We start from the raw sequence: 22,595 nt of genomic DNA on the forward strand, positions 1-22,595 counted from the left end.
CTTTCGTCAATCAAATTTGAAGCCTATGCCCCATACCGTTTGAATGTAGTTTGTGTCATCCGAATTGAGTTTATTTCGTAAATTACTAATATGCACATTAATCGTTTTATCATTCGCTAAAAACGGTTCATTCCAAACACTTTCAAATATATTAGCGCGACTGAAAACCTTTTTTGGATTCTCTAGAAATAGAAGTAGAATTGCGTATTCACGTCCAGTTAAATGAAGCGTTTGATCATCAACCTTCACCTCACGCGTATCTATGTTTACACTGACATTCTTATAATGAATTTCTTTTATTTCGCTGAATGAAGCCTTTGTCGCATGGCGTAGTTGAATTTCAATTCGTACAAGTAGCTCCTTTACATCAAATGGTTTTGTGATGTAATCATCCGCTCCATTCATCAAAAGCTCCAGTTTCGAATCTTGATCATTTTTTGCTGAAATCACCATCACAGGAATGGTTGATTTTTGCCGAATCTCCTGCAAGAACTCTTCTCCATTCAACCCTGGAAGCATTAAATCTAAGAGCACGACATCTACTTGATTTTGTTCAAATAACAATTTCCCTTCCGTCCCAGAGTATGCACTTAGTGTGTTGAAATCGTGTAAAATTAATGCTTCTTTAATAAGGGAATGAATCGCTATATCATCTTCAATGATTAATATCGTTGCCATAGCCATCAACCTACTTTATATCTGTTCGTTTAAACAAAAGGATTCCTAAAGCTGATGATAACACAATCGTAACGAGACTAACTAATACCATCTTGGGAAATTGAGCGATATCTTTTGCAAAATCTGAATAGAATAGGAATGTTTCCGTAAACCAGTTTGTCACTTGTTTAAAATGTTCGGTTTGTAGGAACATTCCAGGGAGAAATCCTGTTGCAATGGTATAAAGAAAACTCCAAACTAATGCGAAGCTACTATTTTTTGTTATAAAGCTAATCATCACATAAATAGATACATTTGCCAAAATTAATAAATAAAGTGTGCTAAACGTTTTTATAGCATAATTAAAATAATTGCCAATCTCAGCAACTTCACCAAAACCAAATACTATGGAAAAGCTAATCATACCAATTGCAGTCATGCCGATTACTCCAACAAGGGAAACGAATGCAGCAATCACAAATTTTGATAAATAATAATGCGTGCGACTCCGACCTAAGGACAACGTATTTCGAATTGTTCCATTTTGAAATTCTTCCCCAATAAAGAAGTTAATAAAAGCGCTAATGACTAGCAAAATAGTTAATCCGTTTTTTTCCATCATTAGAATACCTGTCGCTCCATTAATAACCGTATCCTTGGCTTGAACAAGTTCTGTTCCATAATTTACAGTTAATTGACTGTTCATAACTTGGATGAGAGGTAGTAAAAATAAAATGCCCAGGGCAATCCATAGTTTTCTACTGCGAAATATTTTTATTTTTTCAGCTGTTAAAAGATTAAGCATGGGCGTTTCCTCCTGTTAGTTGCAAAAAGTAATCTTCGAGTTTTTGTCTTGTTGTTCCAATTCGAGAAACCTTCACATTGGCTAAGACCAACGAACGATTAATTGACGCAACATCATCTAATTGTTCATAGATATTGATTTCAGTTCCATTGATCACCTCATAATCCCTTATCCCCATTTCATCTAACACAACAACTGCTTTTTGTACCTCAGATGTTTCTAATTCAATGTATTGACGAGTTTCGCGTGCAAGCTCTTCCCTTGAAAATTCTTCAATAATTTTTCCATCATGCAAAATGCCGTAGTGTGTAGCGATCTGTGAAAGCTCGTCTAATAAGTGACTCGAAAGTAAGACCGTGATTCCACGCTCCGTCACTAGTCGTTGAATAATCTCACGCATTTCTACAATGCCTGATGGATCAAGTCCATTCGTCGGCTCATCTAAAATTAAGAACTCAGGGTTTGTAATAAGTGTGGAAGCAATCGCTAAACGTTGACGCATTCCTAAAGAAAAGTTCTTGGCCTTCTTCTTACCTGTATCCTTGAGATTCATCAAATGAAGTAAATCATCAATCCCTCGTTCACTAACACCACCATTTGCCGCCTGGACTTGCAGATTTCCTCGAGCCGTTAATTCCGGGTAAAGCGCAGGCGTTTCAATGGATTGTCCCATTTTTCTCCTCGCATGTTGTAACCCCTTCTTACCCGTTTTTCCAAACAGCTCAACGTCTCCTTCATCCATCCTAATTAATCCCATAATCACGCGCATGAATGTCGATTTCCCTGCGCCATTCTCCCCGATTAAGCCATAAATCATCCCTCGTTTTATTTCAATAGACACTTTATCAAGCACTTTATGTTTACCATATATTTTCGAAACATTTGTTGCTTTAAGAATCGTTTCCGACATACACTATCTTCCTTTCAATGTTGATACATTTAGAATAAGCGGTAAGTATAAATAATTAGACCAGAAAGTATAAAGAAAGTGTAAAGAATAGAGCCAGGGGGACATGAGCCAGGGGGACAGGTCCATCGTCCCACACATGAATTAAGACATAAGGGGAGGTTCCTTCAATTACTAATTGTTCATGATGGGTAACGGTATCATAGCAGAAATGGGAATCTATTAGGATTTAATAGCTCACATATTACATATTACACAGGTGGAGTAAGATCCGCTTTTCAATTAGTAATTATTTTTAAAAAGACCGATGAGTTGCGGAGCGCGGTGGATTTTTCGGGCTTTCGGCACTCATGGGGGGGATGAGTTGCGGAGCGCAATGGATTCATCAGGCATTCGGCACTCATGGAGGCGATTGTGTTTCAACAGTCCATATTAAAAAGGAGCTGAATCACCTAAACTGGTACCTGTAGATAAGACACTTTAAAAAAAGTGTTTAATCTATAGGTATTTTTTTATATACTTGAATTTCAAGATATGGGGAATAGGTGACAACATGAGTAAGATAACATTTTCAACTAAAGAGATAAAAACACTTCAAAAGAATCCAAATGTACAACGTGTTAGCGAGCGAGCTATTACATATACTGATGCATTTAAAAATAGATTTATGGATGAGTATTTAGCCGGAAAACTCCCGCGAAAGATTTTTACTGAGAACGGATTTGATGTCGATGTTATAGGAATGAAGCGAATTGAACAATCAGCCTATAGATGGAAAAAGGCTTATGAAAAGGATGGATTATTGGGGCTTACAGATACAAGAAAAACAAGTTCTGGCAGACCGTTAAAACGGGAACTTACTCCGTCCGAAATCATTGAAAGACAGGAAGCAAGGATTAATTTACTGGAGGGTCAAGTTGAACTATTAAAAAAGCTAGAAGTGACAGAAAGGAGGCTGCTAAACGCAAGCGAAAATCTAGACCCAAGTAAAGTATATCAGTTAATTTACGAGATTATTGAACAAAATCAATATAAGCGAATGACGAAGTATTTTTGTGACCTTTTGGAGGTCTCCCGTTCTGGATATTATAGCTATCTAAAGGCATCTACTTATAGAGAAGTAAGAGAGCGATTGGACTTAGAAGCGAAAGAAATRATTTTAAAGGCATTTAATCGACGGGGGTATAAGAAAGGATCACGTTCCATCAAAATGATATTGGAAAATGAATATAACATTGTCTTTAGTCGTAAAAAGATCCAAAGAATCATGAGGAAATATGGAATTGTCTGCCCTCATAGAAGACCAAATCCATACAAAAAAATCGCTAAAGCAACCAAGGAGCATCAGGTTGTTCCAAACAAGTTAAACAGAGAATTTAAGCAAGGTGTTCCAGGTAAAGTGTTATTAACTGACATTACTTATTTGCCATATAGTGGTAATTGTATGGCTTATTTGTCTACCGTAAAAGATGCTTCGTCAAATGAAATCCTAGCCTATCACGTTTCTGATCGAATTACTTTAGACATCGCAACTAAGACAATCCARAAATTAGTCAACAACAAGAAAATTACCCTACATGAAGATGCCTATATCCACTCGGATCAAGGAAGTCACTATACGAGTCCACAATACCAAAAGTTATTAAAAGAATATGGTCTAGGCCAATCTATGTCTAGGAAAGGCAATTGTTGGGACAATGCCCCTCAAGAATCCTTCTTTGGTCATTTAAAAGATGAGGTAAACTATCAATCTTGTAAAACACTAAAAGAACTAAAATCTAAAATTAATCATTATATGGTTTATTATAACAATTATCGTTATCAATGGAATCTAAAAAAGATGACCCCTATTCAATATAGGAATCATCTTCTAATTGCTTAATCTCTTTTTTTATAGTGTCCTTGACATGGGTACCAGTTTAACCAGCTCCTCCCTCTAATATTCCTTTTGATCGCCTTCTTTAATGGAAGCTGTAGCTGAAATATCTTCTTCTTCCACCCTTTGGAATCCTTTATCTAATTGGCCAGCATTCTCAATGTCTCCAGAAGTCTTGTATCCAGCAACTTCGGCGTTGGATGTCGTTCCATAAAGACCCATTCCACCAAGTTTTGTATTGATTTTTTCTGTGAGTTTTTCTTGATTATCTTTTCCCACTATTATCACCTCCTTTTGGGACGATGGACCTGTCCCCTAGTCCCCAATTCAGGTGAATCGGATAAGGCGACTAAGAAGGATAGAATGATGGATACAATGACAACAAGAAATGGAGCAATAAAAATTAAAAAGTCTTCAAACATGGGTCAGCCACTCCTATTTTTTATATTTGCCCTGTACATATTCCTTATTAAATAAAAATAATTTGAACACAAGATAAAGCGATGGAATAAGTAATGCTAATCCCAGAATAAATACGATAACGAGAGAGATGGCCATCGCACGGTTCGTAAATCCTTCATGGATCGTCAATATCGGATAGAGTATATATGGATAATGGGATATACCGTAAGCATAAAAGGCGAACAAAAATTGTCCAATTAAAAGCCAAACTGCTGTTCCATAATTTTTTCTTTTCCAAATCAACCAAACCGTGAGCGCCCATAAAACGAAAGATACTCCAAACATCCACCAAAAGTTCATGATTCGCTCATAATGACTTGGGTTATGAAAACTTAACTCATAAACAATTCCACCAGCGGTAATAATAAGCGGCAATGCCCAGATTAATGCATATTTTCTCATTAAATTGGTTGCTGCCACATCCCCCGTTTGATTGGCATACCACGTCAGAAAAACCGCTGAAATATATAGCACAGCAACAATGCTTAACACCACAATCGACCATGACAGTGGACTAGTAAAAAGCGCGGTGTAATCCAACACAGGATTTCCCCCACCATCCAGGTAAACAAATCCACCCTCTGAAATGGCAAGAACTGTCGATAAAGAGGCTGGAATCAAAAGTCCAGTTAATCCGTACATAAATGCATACCCTTTATGACCTTTAGAGCTATACGTCTCAAATGCATAATAGGACCCTCGAATAGCTAAAAGTATCAAGCCAATACTTCCCGGAACAAGAAAAATCGTTCCAATGTAATAAGCTGTTTGCGGGAAAAAGCCAACAATCCCAACAAAAAAGAACACGAAAAACACATTAGTAATTTCCCATACTGGTGATAAATATTGTTGAATAATCCTTGATAAAATATGTTGCTTTCCAGTGATAATACTGTACGCATTAAAAAACCCCGCACCATAATCAATGGAGCCGATAATGACATAACCAAAGAGGAATGCCCAAAGTACCGTTATTCCTAAGATTTCTAAACTCATGGTGAATCAGTCCCTTTTAGTTCTGCTTCAATTGGATTATTTTTAAAAATTCGGCGTAATACCACAACGGTTCCAACCCCTAAAATGATATATAATAAACCAAATAAAATAATCATGACATCGACATAATCACTTGTTGTTGCTGCTTGATCTACGGTCATAATTCCCCTCAGTATCCACGGCTGCCTTCCCACTTCGGCTAACCACCAACCGAATTCCATTGCAAGAAACGCTAATGGGCCACTACATACAATCAGCCATCTAAATAATGTAGATTTTACAAAGACCCAATGACGCTTGATGCCAATCCAATAAATAAGGGAAAGTACTAATAAAAATACTCCGATCGTGACCATTAGATCAAAGAAATAATGAACAACGAGTGGCGGGGTTTCTTCTGGTTTAAATTCATTTAATCCAATCACTTCCGCTGTTGGGTTACTATGTGCGAGAATACTCAGCAAATAGGGAAGCTTAATGGCATAATGGACTTCTTGATTTTCATCTAAAAATCCATACATAACTAAAGGTGCTCCTCCCTCCGTTTCAAAATGCCACTCTGCCGCAGCTAGTTTCTCCGGCTGATATTCAGCAAGATATTTTCCAGAAAAATCGCCAATAATGGCTGTAGCAATGGAAAAGATTAGTCCAATTTTCATCGTTAAGTATAATGCCTTTTTATAATAAACATGTTTGGAGCCTTTCACTAACTTAAATGCCGCAATCGACGCTAATAAAAAGGCAGCGGTCATATAGGCAGTTACAACGACATGGGATACTTTCGTTGGCATGGCAGGATTAAACATCGCCGCAATTGGATTCGCATGAACAAGCGCACCATCCACCATTTCAAATCCTGTCGGTGAATTCATAAACGAGTTGACAATCGTAATAAAAAACGCAGACATTCCTCCACCGATAGCGACTGGAATTAACAACAGAAAATGTTTTCTCTGGTCATCAAAACGATCCCATGTATACGCGTAAATGCCTAAGAAAATCGCTTCAAAGAAAAAGGCAAATGTCTCCATAAATAAAGGCAATGCGATAATCTGCCCCGCTAATTCCATGAAATTCGGCCAAAGCAAGGAAAGTTGAAGTCCAATAATAGTACCGGTCACAACCCCAACCGCAACGGTTACAAGGTACCCACGCGACCAACGCCTTGCCATAATGATATAGTGTTCATCATTTTTTCGAATACCAATCCAGTGTGCAATCATAATAAATAACGGTACTCCAACTCCAATGGTTGCATAAATAATGTGAAAAGTTAGTGTCATTAGTGTTAAAAATCTGCTAGCCAACACCGGATCATCAAAAAGCATGTTAGCGAACCCTCCTTTAACCTACACATTCGTAAGCCATTCGAATAGAAAGTATAATTCTTCCACATATGTAGTTTGTACGAAGATTCATTAATTATCCATGGTATCCATGGGGACATATCCATGGGGACAGGTCTGTAGTGCACCCCAAAAGTTAGAGTGAAAAACTAACTTTTGGGGTGTTTATGATGACTAAAAAATATAGCGATAGTTTGAAGCTTAAAGTAGTTAAAGAGTATCAAGAAGGATATCTGGGAATTAGACCTTTAGCCAAAAAGTATGGTATAAAGTCAAAATCACAAGTGGATAGATGGATTAAATTATATGAAAAGTTCGGTGATGAAGGACTAAAAGCTAAGAAACACATAGAAACTTACTCTGTTCAATTTAAGCTGGATGTATTAAGATTTATAGAGAGAACAGGTTCTTCAGAGATGGAAGCAGCCCTTCATTTTGGAATGAAGGTACCTACTCGAATAGCTTCATGGAAGAAGGCTTATCGGGAAGGTGGGGTTGGAGGCCTGTCTAAAAAGAAAGGATGGCCATCCATGTCTGATGCATCTAAACGTAATAAAAATAAAAAGTTTAATGAAAAAGAAATGACATACGAACAAAAATTGGAAAGAGAAAACGAGCTTCTTCGTTTGGAATTAGAATACCTAAAAAAGTTGCGAGCTTTTCAGATAGATCCGGAAGGCTATCTCGAAAAGCACAAGCAGCGTTATCATTCGAACTCAAAGAAGAATTCAAATTAAAAGATGTTTTACAGGTTGTTGGTATTCCTGAATCGTCTTACCATTATCATATCAAAATGATGAAGAAGGAGAACCAAGATCTGGAATTAGAAGAGCTTATTCAATCCATTTTTGATGAACATAACGGAAATTATGGTTACCGTCGTATTAAACTAGAATTGGAAAATCAAGGGTACTACGTAAATCACAAAAAGGTTCAGCGTATTATGAACAAACTAAATCTTAAAGGAAACAAGTTCTGGAGAAAAACACGTAAGTATAGTTCATACAAAGGTACAGTTGGGAAGGTTACGAAAAACCGTATTAATCGTCGATTCCANACCAATGTGCCCCTTCAAAAATTAACAACGGATATCACAGAATTTAAATGTGCGAACGGAATAAAATTATATTTAAATCCAATTATGGATCTGTTTAACGCTGAAATTCTTTCATTTGCAGTAAGTAAACGTCCGACTTTAGAACTTGCGATGAAACCCTTAGAGGAAGCCCTAGAAATCGTGAAGAACTCAAAATATAGAACAACAATTCATTCCGATCAGGGATGGCATTATCAACATAATAAGTGGGTAAAAAAACTGAAAGAAAATAAGATTTTCCAAAGTATGTCGAGAAAAGGAAATTGTTTAGATAATTCACCAATGGAAAACTTTTTTGGTTTACTAAAACAAGAGATGTATCATGGAGAAGCATTGTGTTCTTTTGAAGAATTAAAAGACAAGATTGAGAGATATATAGATTACTATAATAACAAACGTATCAAGCAAAAATTGGCTGGATTGAGTCCGGTTCAATACCGCATTCATTCCAACCAATTAGCAGCTTAATAAAAACTCTAACTTTTAGGGGTCACATCAGTCCCGCGTCCCATTATTTCCTAGTCTCTGAACTTAGAGGTAGAGTCATCATTCCGTTACACATCGAAAGGGTGAAATCCCATTAGTGTGGCCTTCAGAAAACAAAACGTTAAAAAAAAGCGCAGTACTTCTAGTTTTCACTAAAAGTACTGCACCATTTATTTAAGATCCAGATTGGGACGAGGGACCTGTCCCCCTGGCTCCTATGTCCCCCTGGCTCTTATAATGTTTTCGGTGTTAAGTTAAAGCAACGTTCATAAATCCATTTGTAATTTTCTACGTTTAGGTCTCTAGGGTTACCGACAGTTTGTGGGTCTTTCATCGCTTCTTCCGCTAGACGATCAATCATTTCTGGTGAAACGCCTTGTTCTTCTAATGTAGGAACTTCTAATTCTTCTACTAATTGATATACTTCGTTTACAGCTGCTTTTGCTGCTTCTTCGGTTGTCATGCCAAATGTATTCACACCCATAGCCTCTGCAATACGAGCAAATTTAGCTGGATGACCTTTCCAGTTGTATTCCATTACTGGGCCCATCATTGCTGCAACACATTGACCGTGTGCAACTGGGATAATTCCACCTAATGTTTGAGACATGGCGTGCGCTGCACCTGCAGATTCACTGCCATAAGATAATCCTGCTAGCATTGCTGCTTGTGCCATTCCGTAGCGTGCTTCGATATCTCCACCATCTGCGTATGCGCGACGAATATATTTTGCTACATATTCTATCGCAAGTAATGCAACCGCATCGGTTACAGGTTGTGCATAATGCATCGTGTAGCACTCAATTGCGTGTGCGAGAGCATCAATACCAGTCATTGCTGTCACATGGGCTGGCATGGAAACATGTAATTCTGGATCAATAATCGTTAAGTGGGCTGCGATTAACGGACCACCCGTATTGAATTTGAATTCACGCTCTTCATCTGTAATAACTGCCCATTGCGTAACTTCTGAACCGGTTCCAGCAGTCGTTGGAATCGTTGTTAATGGTGGGATACGGTTTTCTAATGGCTTTTTCCCATCCGCAGCTTCATAATCTAATACAGAACCTTCATGAGTTGCTTCAACACCAATCCCCTTCGCTGTGTCCATGGAGCTCCCTCCGCCAACAGCAACTAATCCGTCACAATTTTCTTCTTTATATAAATTAGAGCCTTCTGCAATGAGACGTACTGGCGGGTTCGGTTCTACTTTATTGAAAAGTACTACTTCTACGCCAGCCTCTTTTAAGTGTTTTTCAATTGGTTCCGTTACGCCTGCATTGTAAATTCCCGGGTCAGTTACGAGTAGTGCTTTTGTAACTCCAAGATTTTTCACTTCTTCCCCTACATGCTTGATGGAGCCAATCCCGTGTTTAATAGCAGTTGGCAATTCAAATTGGTGAAATTTATGCATATGTTCTACTTTCATGTTTAATCCCATGTTTATTCCTCCTAAAATTATCTATTATGTAAACTCAATAATCCCTCTATATCTCAAACTCTATGAATCTATTCCAAACCAGTTAATTGGTTGTGGATCTAAGTTCTGGAAAATATGCTTCGTTTCTTGGTATTCTTCTAAACCAATTTTTCCTAATTCACGGCCGATACCAGATTGTTTATAGCCGCCCCATGGTGCATGTGGGAAGTAGACATTAAATTCATTAATCCAAACCGTTCCCATGCGCATTTTAGCAACACAACGTTCTGCTTTGGCAATATCTTTTGTCCAAACGCCACCAGATAATCCGTAAATCGAATCGTTTGCTAGTTTAATAGCTTCTGCTTCTGTTGAAAACTTCTCCACCGTAATGACAGGACCGAACCCTTCATTTTGCACAACGTCCATGTCCGTTGTGCAATTTGTTAAAACAGTAGGTAGATAGAAAAATCCTTTTTGCAATTCCGGATCAGTCGGGCGTCCGCCACCAACCGCGACTTTTGCACCTTCTTTTATCCCATTTTCAACATAATTTACTACTTTATTTAAATGAACCTTAGAAATGAGTGGTCCCATTTGGGTTGATTCATCAAAACCACTTCCGAGCTTAATATTTTTTACTCGTTCAACAAGGGCATCAACGAATTTGTCATGAATTGATTCTTCGACAATGACACGCGTTCCGGCTGAGCAAATTTGACCGGCATGGAAAAATACAGCATTTAATGCTTGATCCACCGCTATTTCAAAATCAGCATCAGCAAAAATGATATTTGGATTTTTTCCACCAAGCTCTAGAGCAATCTTTTTCATATTGCCACTAGCTGCCTGCATAATCCCTTTCCCGGTTTGGATTCCGCCCGTAAAGGAAATCAGGTCTACGTCGTCGTTAGCAGAAAGTTCTGCACCAACTGTATTACCTGCACCAAGTACAAGGTTCACAACCCCTTTTGGTACGCCAGCCTCTTCCATTAATTCAAAAACTTTCACCGTAGTAAGTGGGGTAATCTCACTCGGTTTCATAATTAACGTGTTTCCTGCAGCTAATGCAGGTGCTAATTTCCAGGAAGCCTGTAATAATGGATAATTCCATGGGGTAATTTGCCCACAAACACCGACAGGCTCTTTGACCACCTTACTGACGGTATTCGGAATCGGAGAATCAATGATTTCTCCACCATCTTTATCAGCAAGCTCCGCGTAATAACGGAAGACCCCAGCGATATCATCCATGTCGCCCCGACTTTCTTCTACCGTTTTACCAGTATCAAGGGATTCCATTTTCGCTAATTCTTCTTTATCCCTTTCAATTAACTCTGCAATCTTCGCAACAATACGTCCGCGTTCTGTAGCAGAAGTATTAGGCCATTCTCCACGATCAAATGCTTCTCTTGCAGCAGCAATAGCTTGTTTCGCATCTTCTTCCTTACTTTCTGAAACAATTGCGATGACTTCTTGATTATATGGGTTAATAATTTCTCTTGTTTCACCAGAGAGGGCAGGAACCCATTCGCCTTTTATGTAGTTCTTCTTGATATCCAATCCATTCCCTCCTCATCATCGTTAAATTCATTAATTTTGTTAAGAAAAAATTTAACGTTTTGAATAAATTTAATTTACCACAAGTCAATTTCTTTTGTCAAAGGGGGAATTTATTTTTAGCAAACAGGAATCGTAAACCTTCCATCTATAGTAAAAGAAAAAAATATGCACTAAACGATTGGTAAATGCCTAGTTTTCTAATCTTTTCCGAGAAATTTCCATGTTACAGATTTGACATATTTCTATTTTTCTTTAACATTAAGTTTGTTAAGAAAAAATTTAATTTAGTAAACAGCCGTTTTGATATGGAGGATTTATATTGGATAAAACACAGGATGAGAGGGCAAAAGAAAAGCTAGAATATGCACAAGACCAAGTGATAGAGGCCATTTCAGAAACAATGGATTTATATGGGGTTACTCCTGCAGCAGGAAGAATTTACGCCACGATGTATTTTAAAGAGCAAATGAACCTTGATGAAATGCGCGAAGAATTAGGCATGAGTAAGCCAAGTATGAGTACGAACGTTCGTAAACTACAACAAATTGAAATGGTAAAGAAAAAATTTCAGCGTGGTACGAGAAAACATACGTATGCAGCAGAAAAGGATTTTTTCCACTCCTTTATGGCTTATTTTTGCCAAATGTGGGAACGCGAAGTAAAAACAAACATGGAAGCTATTGGACAAGCAGAGAAACTTTTGCTAGAAATTTTTGAAGATGAGTCAATCTCACAGGATATTCGAGATGAAGCAAAGGATAATTACGATTTATTAAATCAATCAAAAGTATATTATCGTTGGGTTGAAAAATTAGTAGAAAGTATTCGCACGGAAGAAATTTATACGTTTTTACCAAAAGAATAAAAACTAATTTTATAGGGAGAGATGCTTAAACATGTATTTTAAAAAGGGGAAAATGTTGATTATCACAATCGGACTTATGATGTTACTTAGTGCTTGTGGAAATTCAGATAGCACGGCATCAGCAAAACAAGAAGACGAAGCGACAAAAGGGACCATTAATATCGGACAAATCAGCTGGGCAGAAAATATAGCTGTTACGAATATGTGGAAAGTTATTCTTGAAGATGAAGGATATGAAGTCAATTTTCACCTACTTGATATGGGAACCCAAATGGCAGCATTAGAAAACGATGCATTGGATATTAATCTAGAAGTTTGGTTACCAGTTCAAGATGCAGAATATGTGGAAGAGTATAAAGATAAGATTAACTTCTCTGAAGAAACGTGGTATGACAATGCAAAGGTAGGATTAGTTGTTCCTAGTTATATGAAGGACATCAATAGTATAGAAGACTTGAAGAAACATAACGAATTGTTTAACGGAGAGATTACAGGTTTTGACCCAGGTGCAGGTACCATGTTAACTACCGAAGAAGTAATGAAGGAATATGGTTTGGATTATGAGCTAATACCTAGTTCTGAACCTGCCATGCTAACAGAAATCGAAAAGGCCATGGAAAATGAAGAGCCGATTGTAGCACCACTGTGGAATCCGCATCGTATCTTCTCGGAATTAGATTTAAAATATTTAGACGACCCTAAAGAAGGGTTTGGGGACGCTGAAAAAATCTATCATGCAACCCGTCTAGGATTTGCGGAAGACTTTCCAGAAGTGAGTGAATGGATAAAAAACTGGAAAATGGATGATCAATCCATTGGTGAGCTCATGGGCTATGTGAATGAAGCAGAAGAACAGGGTGAAGACCCGATGGTTGGCGCTGAAAAATGGGTGAACGATAACCAGGATTTAGTGAGTGAGTGGGTGGAATGACTTGGGATAGAGTGAGATGAAGGGCAGATCCAACGTCCTACTTTCTCTATAAAAACGAGCGGTACATTCAAATAAAGTGTGGTAACTACATATCGTCATATAGTTAAAGATGAAATATGAATGAAGTACTAAAAAGAAGTAATCACCCTATACTGAAGGGGGTGATTACTTCTTTTTTATGGCAGCATGCATGATAATCGCTACGGATACTTGTCAATTCTGTTGCAAAAAGATACTAAAGTAGAATAGCATATCGATCGCATCATAACTCACCAAATATATCCCTCCCCTTTCTTTAAGGGAGCAACAATCGCCGACCAGATTTAGGTTGAGAGTTTTGGATTCTTAATTAAATTAGCCCCAGAACCAGGAACTGTCTCACCAGCTTTGCTGACACTAAATTCCATTACTAGAGAAGGTCTTATAACTAACAATCGTGATTTATAGGAAGACAGTGGCTCTTTAATAATTGCTTCTATACTTATGTGTCTATAACTTTCCACTTGTATCCGCTTTAATTAAGGGTTGACAAACCTTGTTATGATACGGATCGAAGCTCTATTCTACTATGATGTTTCTTTTCACTTACCATAATAACCCCACCAGCGATAACAAATACCAAGATCATAATGGACATTACAATATATGCATTTTGGAATCCCATAACTCCATACAGTTGCCCCATAACAGAAGAGAAAATAGTAATACCAATCTGTTTTGCAAAGTTAAATCCAAGCATGTAAACTGTTGCTGAGAGACGGACATCAAAAATACCAGTAATATATTTCATAATAGATACAAGCATTAAAGGCATTTCGATAGATGCGAGTAATCTCCAAAATGCAAGCATCCAGATATCTGTAAAGAAAGCCGCTCCTAATACACGTACAAATAAAATTAAACCTGCTAAGATTAAACCATTTTTTGCACCGATTTTATTAATAAACCATGGTGTTAACACCATAAAACCAGCCTCTAGAAATACCTGTACAGATGCAATTCGACTAAACACAAGTTCTCCACGTGATGAATCATTGAAAAAACTAGCAAAGTAATTTGGAAATTGCTGATCAAATACATCAAACATGGTTGCGCTACCTATTATTATAAGACAAAATCCCCAGAAACTTCTATTTTTAAATACATTCATTATATTTTCTTTTGTAACAGGGGATTCCTCTTCCTTTTCTATATCCGTTCTAGCCCCGGTGTCCTCATTCTTTACTTTAACTGTCCACAATAATACTCCAAGAATAATCGCCGAACAGGTTGCAGCCCAGAAAATACTAAATGGATTTCTAACAAACATGATTCCACCAATAAATGCTGCTGTTCCCCCAGCTAGCGACCCAAATAAACGAACATGGCCATATTCATAATTATTTTCACGAGTGGAACGTTCAATATACGCTTCAACAACCCCTACTCCACCATTTAGACATAAACTTAAGTAGGCTCCACCAATAATAGCTCCAAATATTGCATTATATTGCAGAAGTGGAAGAAATGCAAATTGAACAAATGGCCCTATAAATAAGAGACATAAAACAACAAAACCAAATAAATATTTTTTCAAACCTAGTTTATCTTGAATCACGCCATATATCGGTTCTAGAATTAGAGCGGTTACAGCCATGGCAGAAAATACTAATCCGGATACACTTGTGTCCAAATTTGCTGTATTTTGTAGCCAAAATGGTAAAAAGGCAAATATTAATGCCCATATCATAAAGTAGAAAAAGTACATTCCGCCAAAATTCCAAAACTTAAGTTGTTTTAGGTTGTTCATTTCTTTTCACTCCTCATTATTTCAAAACTTCTGGTGTATCCGGTGACCATCTTGTATCTGGTACTGGTTTGCCGAAAATTGGAATACCATTTTCGTCCCAATCTAATTTTTGTGCTCTCGCATGGCGATTCGGTTCATAGAGTGGATCTCCAACTAAGTCCGTGTAGTTACGTGCATGATAAACTAAAATGGTATCGTTGCCATCCTCTGATATTGTAAAACTGTTATGTCCCGGCCCATATTGTCCATTTTCAGGACAGCTTTCGAATACTGGCTCTTGTTTCTTTTTCCAGGAATTTGGATTAAGTAGGTCGTCCTCCTCATTCGCTGTTAAAAGTCCCATACAGTAATCCACACCAGTAGCACTACCTGAATAAGTAATAAATACCTTTCCATTCTTAACCAAAACGGCAGGACCTTCATTTACCCAAAATCCTTTGATTTCCCATGATAGTTCAGGCTTTGTCAACATAACTGGTTCTGTTGCAAGCGTCCATGGATTTTCCATTTTTGCGATATAAAGGTTAGAATGTCCCATAATATTTAAATCTTGCTGTGCCCAAACATAATATTGTTCTCCTTTATGGAAGAAAGTTGTTGCATCTAATGAGAACGTTGACATTCCAGTCTTCACTTCTCCCTTTTCAATCCAATCCCCTTCAAGTGGATTATCGGATGTATTTTCAAGAACGTACATCCTGTGATTAAATGTATCATCATTAATATTTTTATCAGGAGCTGCAGCAAAATAAATATACCATCTTCCATTTGCTCGATGGATTTCAGGAGCCCAAATCAATTCACTTAAGTTCCCACTATCATGTTTCCACCAAACTGCTACTTCTTCTGCCTCTTGTAAATCATTTAAGTTTTTTGCCCTTCTTAAAACAATACGATCGTATAAAGGATAAGAACCCGTAAAATAGTAATATCCATCTGCATGTTTATAGACGAAAGGATCTGCCCGTTGTAAAACGATTGGATTATTTATTTCTTTTGCCATATCTATACACTCCTTAATTCTATAATGAGAAAGCGGTTTACATTTCAAAAAAACTCTACTAATATACTAACGCTATCAATCTTTTTCCATTATTCAATCAAATGTCGCAAACCACCTCTATCTATGAACTATATTAACAGTCGAACGTACAAGTGTCAATAAAAATTTAAATAATGTACGTACAATTGATGATAATGTTGTAATCAGCCACTATACTTTCTACAATAATCCTACTGAATTTCCAATTATACAACTATAACAACAATTTTAAAGAACATTATTAAATATACACCACAATAATATTCACGGCGAACCGAGCTAACATCATATACGTACATGTATTAATTAAAACTTATGAACAGCAAATAATTCTATCCAAATACAAAAAGCAGAGTGCGCTTTTACCCATACACTCTACTTATCAAGCTATTTTTATATAAACTTTTCATGATATCAAATCATCTTCTACATACTTCGCCTAAACATTTCCCCCAAATGGTTTTTAATCATGTTCTAATCCATTTTAATGTATGATGGCTTTGCTAATTTAATAGGTTTATAGCACTTATTTCTATTATTTAACAATATTCCCATAGATAATTTCTAATTGTTATTCCTGTCATTATTACTACGATAAACAATTAATTTCTATTCAGTCTTATTCCCCTGACTACTTTTATTCGGTTTATTCATAGGCTTCACCAAAACAATTTCTTCTCCTTCATTTGCTTTTAATTATATGTCTTTCCATAAGAGCTGGAGTGGACAGGCCCTCATGCCAAATTTCTATAATACTTTTTCGGACATGGAACAAGGAATAAACCTGGCCTTATGGTTTTTGAAGTGAAATAGTATAAAAACTCATTGAAATCGTTTATTTAATTTCATTATTGATTTAATTATACTAAGCATAGGCGAATACCAGTAGCGCTTTAATTTGTATCCATATTATCTCTTTTCCCTTCGTAGACGATGTAAATAAACATGTAAATTAATTTATTTATTAAACTTAGATAGCATTCGGTTTAGCATGAATCTATTTAAAATAAATAAACGTAATACCAATCAATCTTTTTTAAAGAAAGGAGTAAACAGATGGAAAATCAAAAATTCCTAGTTGAACTATTTCCAAATGGAAATGTATCTAAATTAGTATTAAAAGATGACCCTGATAAGATGAACTGGGTCATTGATTCGGATTATTTATACCAAGCCGGATTTGATGATGCAGATAAATTATTCGGTAACTTTTCTATAACAGTTAATGAGCAAACGTACCATAGTCAGGAAACGGTAGCAGATGTCAGCATTTCAGAGAAAGTGGCAACTGTAACTTATTTGTTTGAGGATGTAACAGTGAATTTTATTTACGACTTATTTCAATCAGATAATGCTTTGTTTTGGACGGTTCAGTTAACGAACCGAGCCAATCAAGAGATTCATATTTCTCATTTTAGCGTTTGGTCTTCTTTCGCTTACGTCATGTACCGCATCAATGATTTAACGATGCAAACCAAACATTCAGCAGCTGTTTTTCCATCGATATCCAAGGACTTCACAAAGTTAGCATGTGTAAGGAGAAGTAATGAGGCACCACATCTAGGTGTCTATCAAGTTAAGGGCGAAACCAAATCGTTAGGTACCTATTGTGATTATAAAAATCTCTTTTTTGAAAACGTTTCTCCTTCTCTGGACGGTCTTTTATTTCACCAATTCATATTTGCCGGGGGATATCCAATTGATTTTCACAATTCCGACTGGATTTATTCAAAAGGCGGCTTTTCTATGAAAGCGGATGAAGTCAAGGATTGGCAGTTTGCCATCGAGGACTTTAATAACCAGGAGGATTTCTATCAGACTGGCCAAAGATACGGCCATCCTATTTATAAATCCGAGCCGCTTGCGATTAAAAATCAGCCGCACCACTTCTCTTTCAGCTTAGCTCCTAATGTTTCTTTAGTTGATGCATTCGTTGAGTTCAAAGGACCAAGTGAGGAGTTAACAGTAGATCGTATAATGCCCAATATTGCTAAAAATGCTAGCAATTATGAAGGGGATTTAGTTTTTACAGAACCTGGTGAACATAAGATTTCCATAAAACTGAGTAATGGAAAAATCGATAACATTATAATCAATGTAATGAAACCGCTACAAAGTGTAATAACGGATCGTGCACACTATATAAGTAATGTACTATATCAAGGCACTGATTCAGAAATACCTTTTTCTTATACCCCTGTTTCCAATCAAGGGGAATCTGTAGGAAAACTCGGTTTTGTCCTGAAAAAAAATCTACTGGGAACAACGAATATTAATGAAGTACAGAAAGTGGAAGAAAGCTGCGTGAGGTATATTCGACCGAAGTGGTTTGTAAACGGGGAGTTTACCCAACCGGCATTCCTTTATGGAAATTTCTATCGTTGCATGGATTTTGAATATATTGGACATGTTTTATATCTATTATCTCAATTTGATGAGAAAGTTTTACAATATAACACCCCGGACACCTATTTAGAATGGGCGGCAGATGTCTTTCGTTTGCGTGTAAATCCGGATCTGCATGAGACAGAGCGCGGAAAAGAAGAAACAAAAATGCTTGGAACATATTTCTTATATATAAATGATTTGTTAAAAGAATTGAAAAATCGAGGCTTACAAGAGAAATACAGAGAAATTAACGAATTATGGTCCAGTATTGCGGATCGTGTAGCCAAAGATAGTGATATCTACCAAGCAGCGGTAACTGAACATTTCTATGATAACGCTGGATTTGGCCCTGCAGCAGGTGCTCTGGCAAGTTCTAATCATATAGAGGCCGCCAGAAGATATGGAGAATTATTAATTGCCAATATCGGTTTTTCCAATGATTTTCGAGCACAGAACCCGGACCGTTGGTGGGAAGCCCTATCCTATATGATTCACTCGTTATGGGGCGGGTTAACGGCTGCCGGAACTTTGAAAGTATATGAAGCATTGCACGATGTGCGCTACCTGAAAGCAGCTTATCGGGCTACAGTTGGTATTTTATATTGTTATGATACGAACGCAAAGGCAACAGATACGCGGTTAAGTATTGGTGAAGCTGCATCTACTTACAGTGTGGCAGGTCCCCACTTAAATAGGCCCGATTTATCAAGAAATCGCTTTGGACAATCAACATTTTATCGGGATGGTGGTATTTTCGCTAAGTTGTTCAGCAAAGTGGAAGAAACCTCTGATTGGGATATGGGAGAGGAACTTATTGCGTATCTCGATGGATTTGGAAAAAAGACCTTCTTATATAAAGAAAACAATGAGATAAAAGTAGTAAATGGTTGTATGGAACAGACAGAGAAGGGACTTTTAATTCATAGTTATGCCCCATATCCGACAGAATACCATTTCTATGATAACAAATCACATTTCATTTCAGAAAATGGAGAAATTATAAGAGATATTCTTTATGCAGATGGACGTTTCATATTAGTTAATAACAGGAAAGAGGAAAATAATGCAACGATTAAAGCAGGAGTTCAAGACTACAATTGACATAACCATTAAATATGAGAAAAATAAGGGTAAAAGTAAATAGGAACTGTAAGAAAGGCATGCATAGAAAGAACAACAAGGTATCTTCTCTTTAGGGAATATACCTTGTTGTTAATTAATCATAGACTTGCTGATGATTATTCCTTCGTTTCCATATGACTTTTTCTGTATTTAAGTGGCGATATATGGAATCTTTTCTTAAATAACCTGGAAAAATAGGGAACCCATTTATAACCACATCGCTCAGCTATTTCCTGTATCGGATAGTCCGTTTTTACTAGAAAATCCCTCGCTTGCTGTAATCGGTATTCCTTTAGGTATTCCATTGGTGTATAATCATAATATTGTTTTAAATATTTAGCAATTGTATTCTCATGTAAATTGAACTTTGTGACCAATGTTTCATTAGTAATGTCATCCTGATAATGTTCACGAATAAATTGCTCCACCTTTTCAGCGATGATCACACTTCTATCTTTCGCGTGATTTTGTCCATTTAGAAGATTTAACAGGGAGAAAAACTGTTGTTGCGTATCCCAGAATGTGAAGTTCGAATTTTCCTTTACGGTAGCTTCTAGTAAGTTCTGGATTTTCTCATAGATTTCTTCTGTATCAATTAAAGGACTTTTTTTGTATAGATAAGTGGTATGATAGCTGTTATGAAAATGAACAGAGGGGATAGAGATATTCGATTCCAGTTGTTGGACTTGAGTACTCTGAATATAATTCCCAGTTGTATAAAAGTGAAACCAATAAAACTTTGTTACCTCATCTGTCGGTTTGACTGGATAGTGATGCTGATTTGGCAATAAAACCAACATCTCATTTTTACCAACAGCATAATCAATTCCCTCTTCTCCTAGATATAAAGTACCTTCCTTCACAAAGATTAGATTGAAATACTCCAAATGTTTTCTCTCAGGATGTAAAGCGCCTACATTATATTCCGTGAAATTCCCTTCGATAAAAATAGGAAATGGAGGAATAGAAATGGATATGACAAAATCATCATTCATTACATTGCACTCCTTTATCGAAAAAGCCAAACTAATCTTATTTTATCACCCAGTAAGGTAAATTCACTAACCAGGGAACTGCTCGTAAACAATAGGCCTAACCCATCGACGTTTATTATAATGGCTAACTTTTAACAGAATGGTTTTTTGACCATGCAGGAACTCTCTTATTGCAATCTTTTCAGTATGGGGGGTCTTTGGTAAATGTGAACATTTGATGAAATAGACTTTAAAAAACTTACTCGTTTTTCTTTTAACTTGTTAAAGAAAATAAAAAGTAAAAGCTTTACCAAAAAATTGGCGTAAATTTCACGCTACCGAGCCTCAATTAGTTATTATATCGGAACACACTATTTACATTTTTCCCTCCAAGGAAGCATTGCCTCCTTGGAGAATAGATACTTACTTAATAATGACGTAATCTAAACCAACTAGTTTTGCATAAGATACAATTTGATCTGTTGTTAGATTCAGTGAAACAACTGTGTGATGACCACCGCCATTTTCAATCCAAGCTTTAACCCCATCTTGGAAGTTTGGTTTCACTTCCCAAAGTACACGGGCAACCGGAAGATTTGGAGCTTGCTCAGTTGGCTCAAATGCAGAGACTTCATTGATTAAAAGTTTGAAATGAGTACCAAAGTCAGCCATAGAAACAACGACACCCTCTCCTGCCTTCCCATCAAATACTAAACGTGCAGGATCTTCACGATCACCAATCCCTAATGGCGATACGATAATTTTCGGTTTGTTACTTGCTAAAGTTGGGTCTACTTCAAGCATATGGGATTGAAGGATGGATTCTTGGCCTTCAGCTAATTCATAGGTGTAGTCTTCCATAAAGCCTGTAGATTGGTTATGACTCATCACTTTAAGTAAACGATCAAGAGCCGCAGTCTTCCAATCACCTTCTCCAGCAAAACCATACCCTTGTGCCATCAAACGTTGAACCGCAAGACCAGGAAGCTGCTTCATACCGTATAAATCTTCAAAATTAGAAGTGAATGCACTATAACCTCCATCATCAAGAAAACGCTTAATAGCAATTTCATAGCTTGCTTGGACTTTTACACTAGCTTCCCAGTCTTCCTTACTGTATGTGCCATAATCAAATTCATATAGTTTTTCATATTCTGCAAATATAGTGTCAATTTCTTCTTCTTTAACCGCATTCACATACTGAACTAAATCTCCAATACCAAAGTAGTCTACAGTCCAACCAAATTGGATTTGTGCTTCAATTTTATCGCCATCCGTAACTGCAACATTGCGCATGTTGTCACCGAAACGAGCAACCTTAATGTTGAAACTTTCATTAAAAGCAACCGCAACATCCATCCATTCTGCAATTTGCTGTTTCACTTCCGGACGTTCCCAATAACCAACTACAACTTTATTTTGTTTCTTTAAACGGGCATTGATAAAACCATACTCACGGTCACCATGAGCGGATTGGTTTAGATTCATAAAATCCATATCAATCGTTTGCCATGGAATACTTTCATTAAATTGTGTCGCTAAATGAAGTAACGGTTTTTGTAATAATTTTGTCCCACGAATCCACATTTTCGCGGGGGAGAAAGTATGCATCCAAGTGATCACACCAGCAACTTCTTCCCTATAGTTAACTTCTTTCATTGTATTTGTAATTTGATCCGCACTGATAGCTAAATCTTGCAAAACGAGTGGATATGGTAAAGCACCACTTTCATTTAAAGCATCCGTTACTTTTTGTGCGTTTGCCTTAACTTCTGCTAACGTTTCTTCTCCATAAAGATGTTGGGAACCGACAACAAACCAAAATTCTTTTTTCCTCATCGTAGACATAATATTCCTCTTTTCCTAGTTT

At 36.9% G+C, this 22,595-nt stretch carries 19 protein-coding genes; 6 read left to right on the forward strand and 13 right to left on the reverse strand.

Annotation, left to right across the window (positions count from 1 at the left end):
- Window positions 1–6 precede the first annotated feature (6 nt).
- Genes A9178_RS10555 through A9178_RS10565 form a run of 3 tightly spaced genes read right to left on the reverse strand, consistent with a single transcriptional unit; the run spans window position 7 to window position 2,372 of the window.
- Complete coding sequence (locus A9178_RS10555) at window positions 7–678, reverse strand: response regulator transcription factor (protein WP_068675061.1); 672 nt, start codon at window positions 676–678, stop codon at window positions 7–9.
- A gap of 10 nt (window positions 679–688) precedes the next feature.
- Complete coding sequence (locus A9178_RS10560) at window positions 689–1,462, reverse strand: ABC transporter permease (RefSeq protein WP_068675063.1); 774 nt, start codon at window positions 1,460–1,462, stop codon at window positions 689–691.
- Complete coding sequence (locus A9178_RS10565) at window positions 1,455–2,372, reverse strand: ATP-binding cassette domain-containing protein (RefSeq protein ID WP_068675064.1); 918 nt, start codon at window positions 2,370–2,372, stop codon at window positions 1,455–1,457. Before A9178_RS10565 ends, A9178_RS10560 begins: the two co-directional genes overlap by 8 nt.
- Window positions 2,373–2,922: 550 nt before the next feature.
- On the opposite strand from A9178_RS10565, the gene A9178_RS10570 reads away from it, so the two are divergent.
- The gene (locus A9178_RS10570; protein ID WP_068674021.1) at window positions 2,923–4,251 is read left to right on the forward strand and encodes an IS3 family transposase; all 1,329 of its coding nucleotides are present in this window, start codon (window positions 2,923–2,925) and stop codon (window positions 4,249–4,251) included.
- A gap of 54 nt (window positions 4,252–4,305) precedes the next feature.
- On the opposite strand, the gene A9178_RS10575 is transcribed toward A9178_RS10570, so the two are convergent.
- The 4 genes from A9178_RS10575 to A9178_RS10585 are packed head-to-tail and all read right to left on the reverse strand — an operon-like array spanning window position 4,306 to window position 7,031.
- Window positions 4,306–4,524 (reverse strand): hypothetical protein, encoded by a 219-nt coding sequence (locus A9178_RS10575; RefSeq protein ID WP_068675065.1) that lies wholly within the window; start codon window positions 4,522–4,524, stop codon window positions 4,306–4,308.
- A gap of 5 nt (window positions 4,525–4,529) precedes the next feature.
- Window positions 4,530–4,667, reverse strand: a complete 138-nt coding sequence (gene cydS / locus A9178_RS19155; RefSeq protein ID WP_197482179.1) for a cytochrome bd oxidase small subunit CydS family protein — start codon at window positions 4,665–4,667, stop codon at window positions 4,530–4,532.
- Between the two features lie 13 nt (window positions 4,668–4,680).
- Window positions 4,681–5,703, reverse strand: a complete 1,023-nt coding sequence (locus A9178_RS10580; RefSeq protein WP_068675066.1) for a cytochrome d ubiquinol oxidase subunit II — start codon at window positions 5,701–5,703, stop codon at window positions 4,681–4,683.
- Entirely contained in the window at window positions 5,700–7,031 is a 1,332-nt protein-coding gene (locus A9178_RS10585; protein ID WP_068675067.1) for a cytochrome ubiquinol oxidase subunit I, read from the reverse strand. Before A9178_RS10585 ends, A9178_RS10580 begins: the two co-directional genes overlap by 4 nt.
- Window positions 7,032–7,219: 188 nt before the next feature.
- Between A9178_RS10585 and A9178_RS10590 the strand changes: the two genes are divergently transcribed.
- Both A9178_RS10590 and A9178_RS10595 read left to right on the forward strand, forming a co-directional pair.
- Complete coding sequence (locus A9178_RS10590; protein WP_068673912.1) at window positions 7,220–7,786, forward strand: helix-turn-helix domain-containing protein; 567 nt, start codon at window positions 7,220–7,222, stop codon at window positions 7,784–7,786.
- Window positions 7,687–8,613 (forward strand): IS3 family transposase, encoded by a 927-nt coding sequence (locus tag A9178_RS10595; RefSeq protein ID WP_231889811.1) that lies wholly within the window; start codon window positions 7,687–7,689, stop codon window positions 8,611–8,613. The genes A9178_RS10590 and A9178_RS10595 overlap by 100 nt, the downstream gene beginning before the upstream one ends.
- Before the next feature lie 250 nt (window positions 8,614–8,863).
- Here A9178_RS10595 and A9178_RS10600 read toward each other — a convergent pair whose 3' ends face one another.
- Both A9178_RS10600 and betB read right to left on the reverse strand, forming a co-directional pair.
- Window positions 8,864–10,072, reverse strand: a complete 1,209-nt coding sequence (locus tag A9178_RS10600; protein WP_068675068.1) for a choline dehydrogenase — start codon at window positions 10,070–10,072, stop codon at window positions 8,864–8,866.
- A 60-nt stretch (window positions 10,073–10,132) separates the two neighbouring features.
- The gene (gene betB / locus A9178_RS10605) at window positions 10,133–11,614 is read right to left on the reverse strand and encodes a betaine-aldehyde dehydrogenase (RefSeq protein WP_068675069.1); all 1,482 of its coding nucleotides are present in this window, start codon (window positions 11,612–11,614) and stop codon (window positions 10,133–10,135) included.
- A gap of 319 nt (window positions 11,615–11,933) precedes the next feature.
- On the opposite strand from betB, the gene cudC reads away from it, so the two are divergent.
- Window positions 11,934–12,479 (forward strand): choline uptake/conversion transcriptional regulator CudC, encoded by a 546-nt coding sequence (cudC, locus tag A9178_RS10610; protein WP_068675071.1) that lies wholly within the window; start codon window positions 11,934–11,936, stop codon window positions 12,477–12,479.
- A 31-nt stretch (window positions 12,480–12,510) separates the two neighbouring features.
- Window positions 12,511–13,410, forward strand: coding sequence for a glycine betaine ABC transporter substrate-binding protein (locus A9178_RS10615; RefSeq protein ID WP_068675073.1), 900 nt, complete (start codon window positions 12,511–12,513; stop codon window positions 13,408–13,410).
- Between the two features lie 538 nt (window positions 13,411–13,948).
- Here A9178_RS10615 and A9178_RS10620 read toward each other — a convergent pair.
- On the reverse strand, window positions 13,949–15,199 hold the full coding sequence (locus tag A9178_RS10620) for an oligosaccharide MFS transporter (RefSeq protein WP_068675075.1): 1,251 nt from the start codon (window positions 15,197–15,199) through the stop codon (window positions 13,949–13,951).
- A 16-nt stretch (window positions 15,200–15,215) separates the two neighbouring features.
- Window positions 15,216–16,202 carry a glycoside hydrolase family 43 protein gene (locus A9178_RS10625; protein WP_068675076.1) on the reverse strand — a complete coding sequence of 329 codons (987 nt, stop codon included), beginning with the start codon at window positions 16,200–16,202 and terminating at the stop codon, window positions 15,216–15,218.
- A gap of 1,095 nt (window positions 16,203–17,297) precedes the next feature.
- On the opposite strand from A9178_RS10625, the gene A9178_RS10630 reads away from it, so the two are divergent.
- Window positions 17,298–19,730, forward strand: a complete 2,433-nt coding sequence (locus A9178_RS10630; RefSeq protein WP_068675078.1) for a hypothetical protein — start codon at window positions 17,298–17,300, stop codon at window positions 19,728–19,730.
- Window positions 19,731–19,867: 137 nt separating this feature from the next.
- On the opposite strand, the gene A9178_RS10635 is transcribed toward A9178_RS10630, so the two are convergent.
- Complete coding sequence (locus A9178_RS10635) at window positions 19,868–20,746, reverse strand: helix-turn-helix transcriptional regulator (protein WP_068675080.1); 879 nt, start codon at window positions 20,744–20,746, stop codon at window positions 19,868–19,870.
- 402 nt (window positions 20,747–21,148) lie between these two features.
- Window positions 21,149–22,573: an L-arabinose isomerase gene (gene araA, locus A9178_RS10640; RefSeq protein ID WP_068675082.1), complete on the reverse strand. Its 1,425-nt coding sequence runs from the start codon at window positions 22,571–22,573 to the stop codon at window positions 21,149–21,151.
- Window positions 22,574–22,595: the final 22 nt, after the last annotated feature.

Origin of the sequence: Oceanobacillus sp. Castelsardo (genome assembly GCF_001659985.1) — a bacterium.
GTDB lineage: Bacteria > Bacillota > Bacilli > Bacillales > Amphibacillaceae > Oceanobacillus.

Excerpts from the sequence above, each read along its gene's own strand:
- A9178_RS10560 (WP_068675063.1), bottom strand. The coding sequence starts at position 1,462 with ATGCTTAATCTTTTAACAGCTGAAAAAATAAAAATATTTCGCAGTAGA.
- A9178_RS10635 (WP_068675080.1), bottom strand. The coding sequence starts at position 20,746 with ATGAATGATGATTTTGTCATATCCATTTCTATTCCTCCATTTCCTATT.
- A9178_RS10625 (WP_068675076.1), bottom strand. The coding sequence starts at position 16,202 with ATGGCAAAAGAAATAAATAATCCAATCGTTTTACAACGGGCAGATCCT.
- A9178_RS10565 (WP_068675064.1), bottom strand. The coding sequence starts at position 2,372 with ATGTCGGAAACGATTCTTAAAGCAACAAATGTTTCGAAAATATATGGT.
- A9178_RS10580 (WP_068675066.1), bottom strand. The coding sequence starts at position 5,703 with ATGAGTTTAGAAATCTTAGGAATAACGGTACTTTGGGCATTCCTCTTT.
- A9178_RS10615 (WP_068675073.1), top strand. The coding sequence starts at position 12,511 with ATGTATTTTAAAAAGGGGAAAATGTTGATTATCACAATCGGACTTATG.
- araA (WP_068675082.1), bottom strand. The coding sequence starts at position 22,573 with ATGTCTACGATGAGGAAAAAAGAATTTTGGTTTGTTGTCGGTTCCCAA.
- A9178_RS10555 (WP_068675061.1), bottom strand. The coding sequence starts at position 678 with ATGGCAACGATATTAATCATTGAAGATGATATAGCGATTCATTCCCTT.
- cydS (WP_197482179.1), bottom strand. The coding sequence starts at position 4,667 with ATGTTTGAAGACTTTTTAATTTTTATTGCTCCATTTCTTGTTGTCATT.
- A9178_RS10590 (WP_068673912.1), top strand. The coding sequence starts at position 7,220 with ATGACTAAAAAATATAGCGATAGTTTGAAGCTTAAAGTAGTTAAAGAG.
- A9178_RS10620 (WP_068675075.1), bottom strand. The coding sequence starts at position 15,199 with ATGAACAACCTAAAACAACTTAAGTTTTGGAATTTTGGCGGAATGTAC.
- A9178_RS10600 (WP_068675068.1), bottom strand. The coding sequence starts at position 10,072 with ATGGGATTAAACATGAAAGTAGAACATATGCATAAATTTCACCAATTT.
- A9178_RS10585 (WP_068675067.1), bottom strand. The coding sequence starts at position 7,031 with ATGCTTTTTGATGATCCGGTGTTGGCTAGCAGATTTTTAACACTAATG.
- A9178_RS10630 (WP_068675078.1), top strand. The coding sequence starts at position 17,298 with ATGGAAAATCAAAAATTCCTAGTTGAACTATTTCCAAATGGAAATGTA.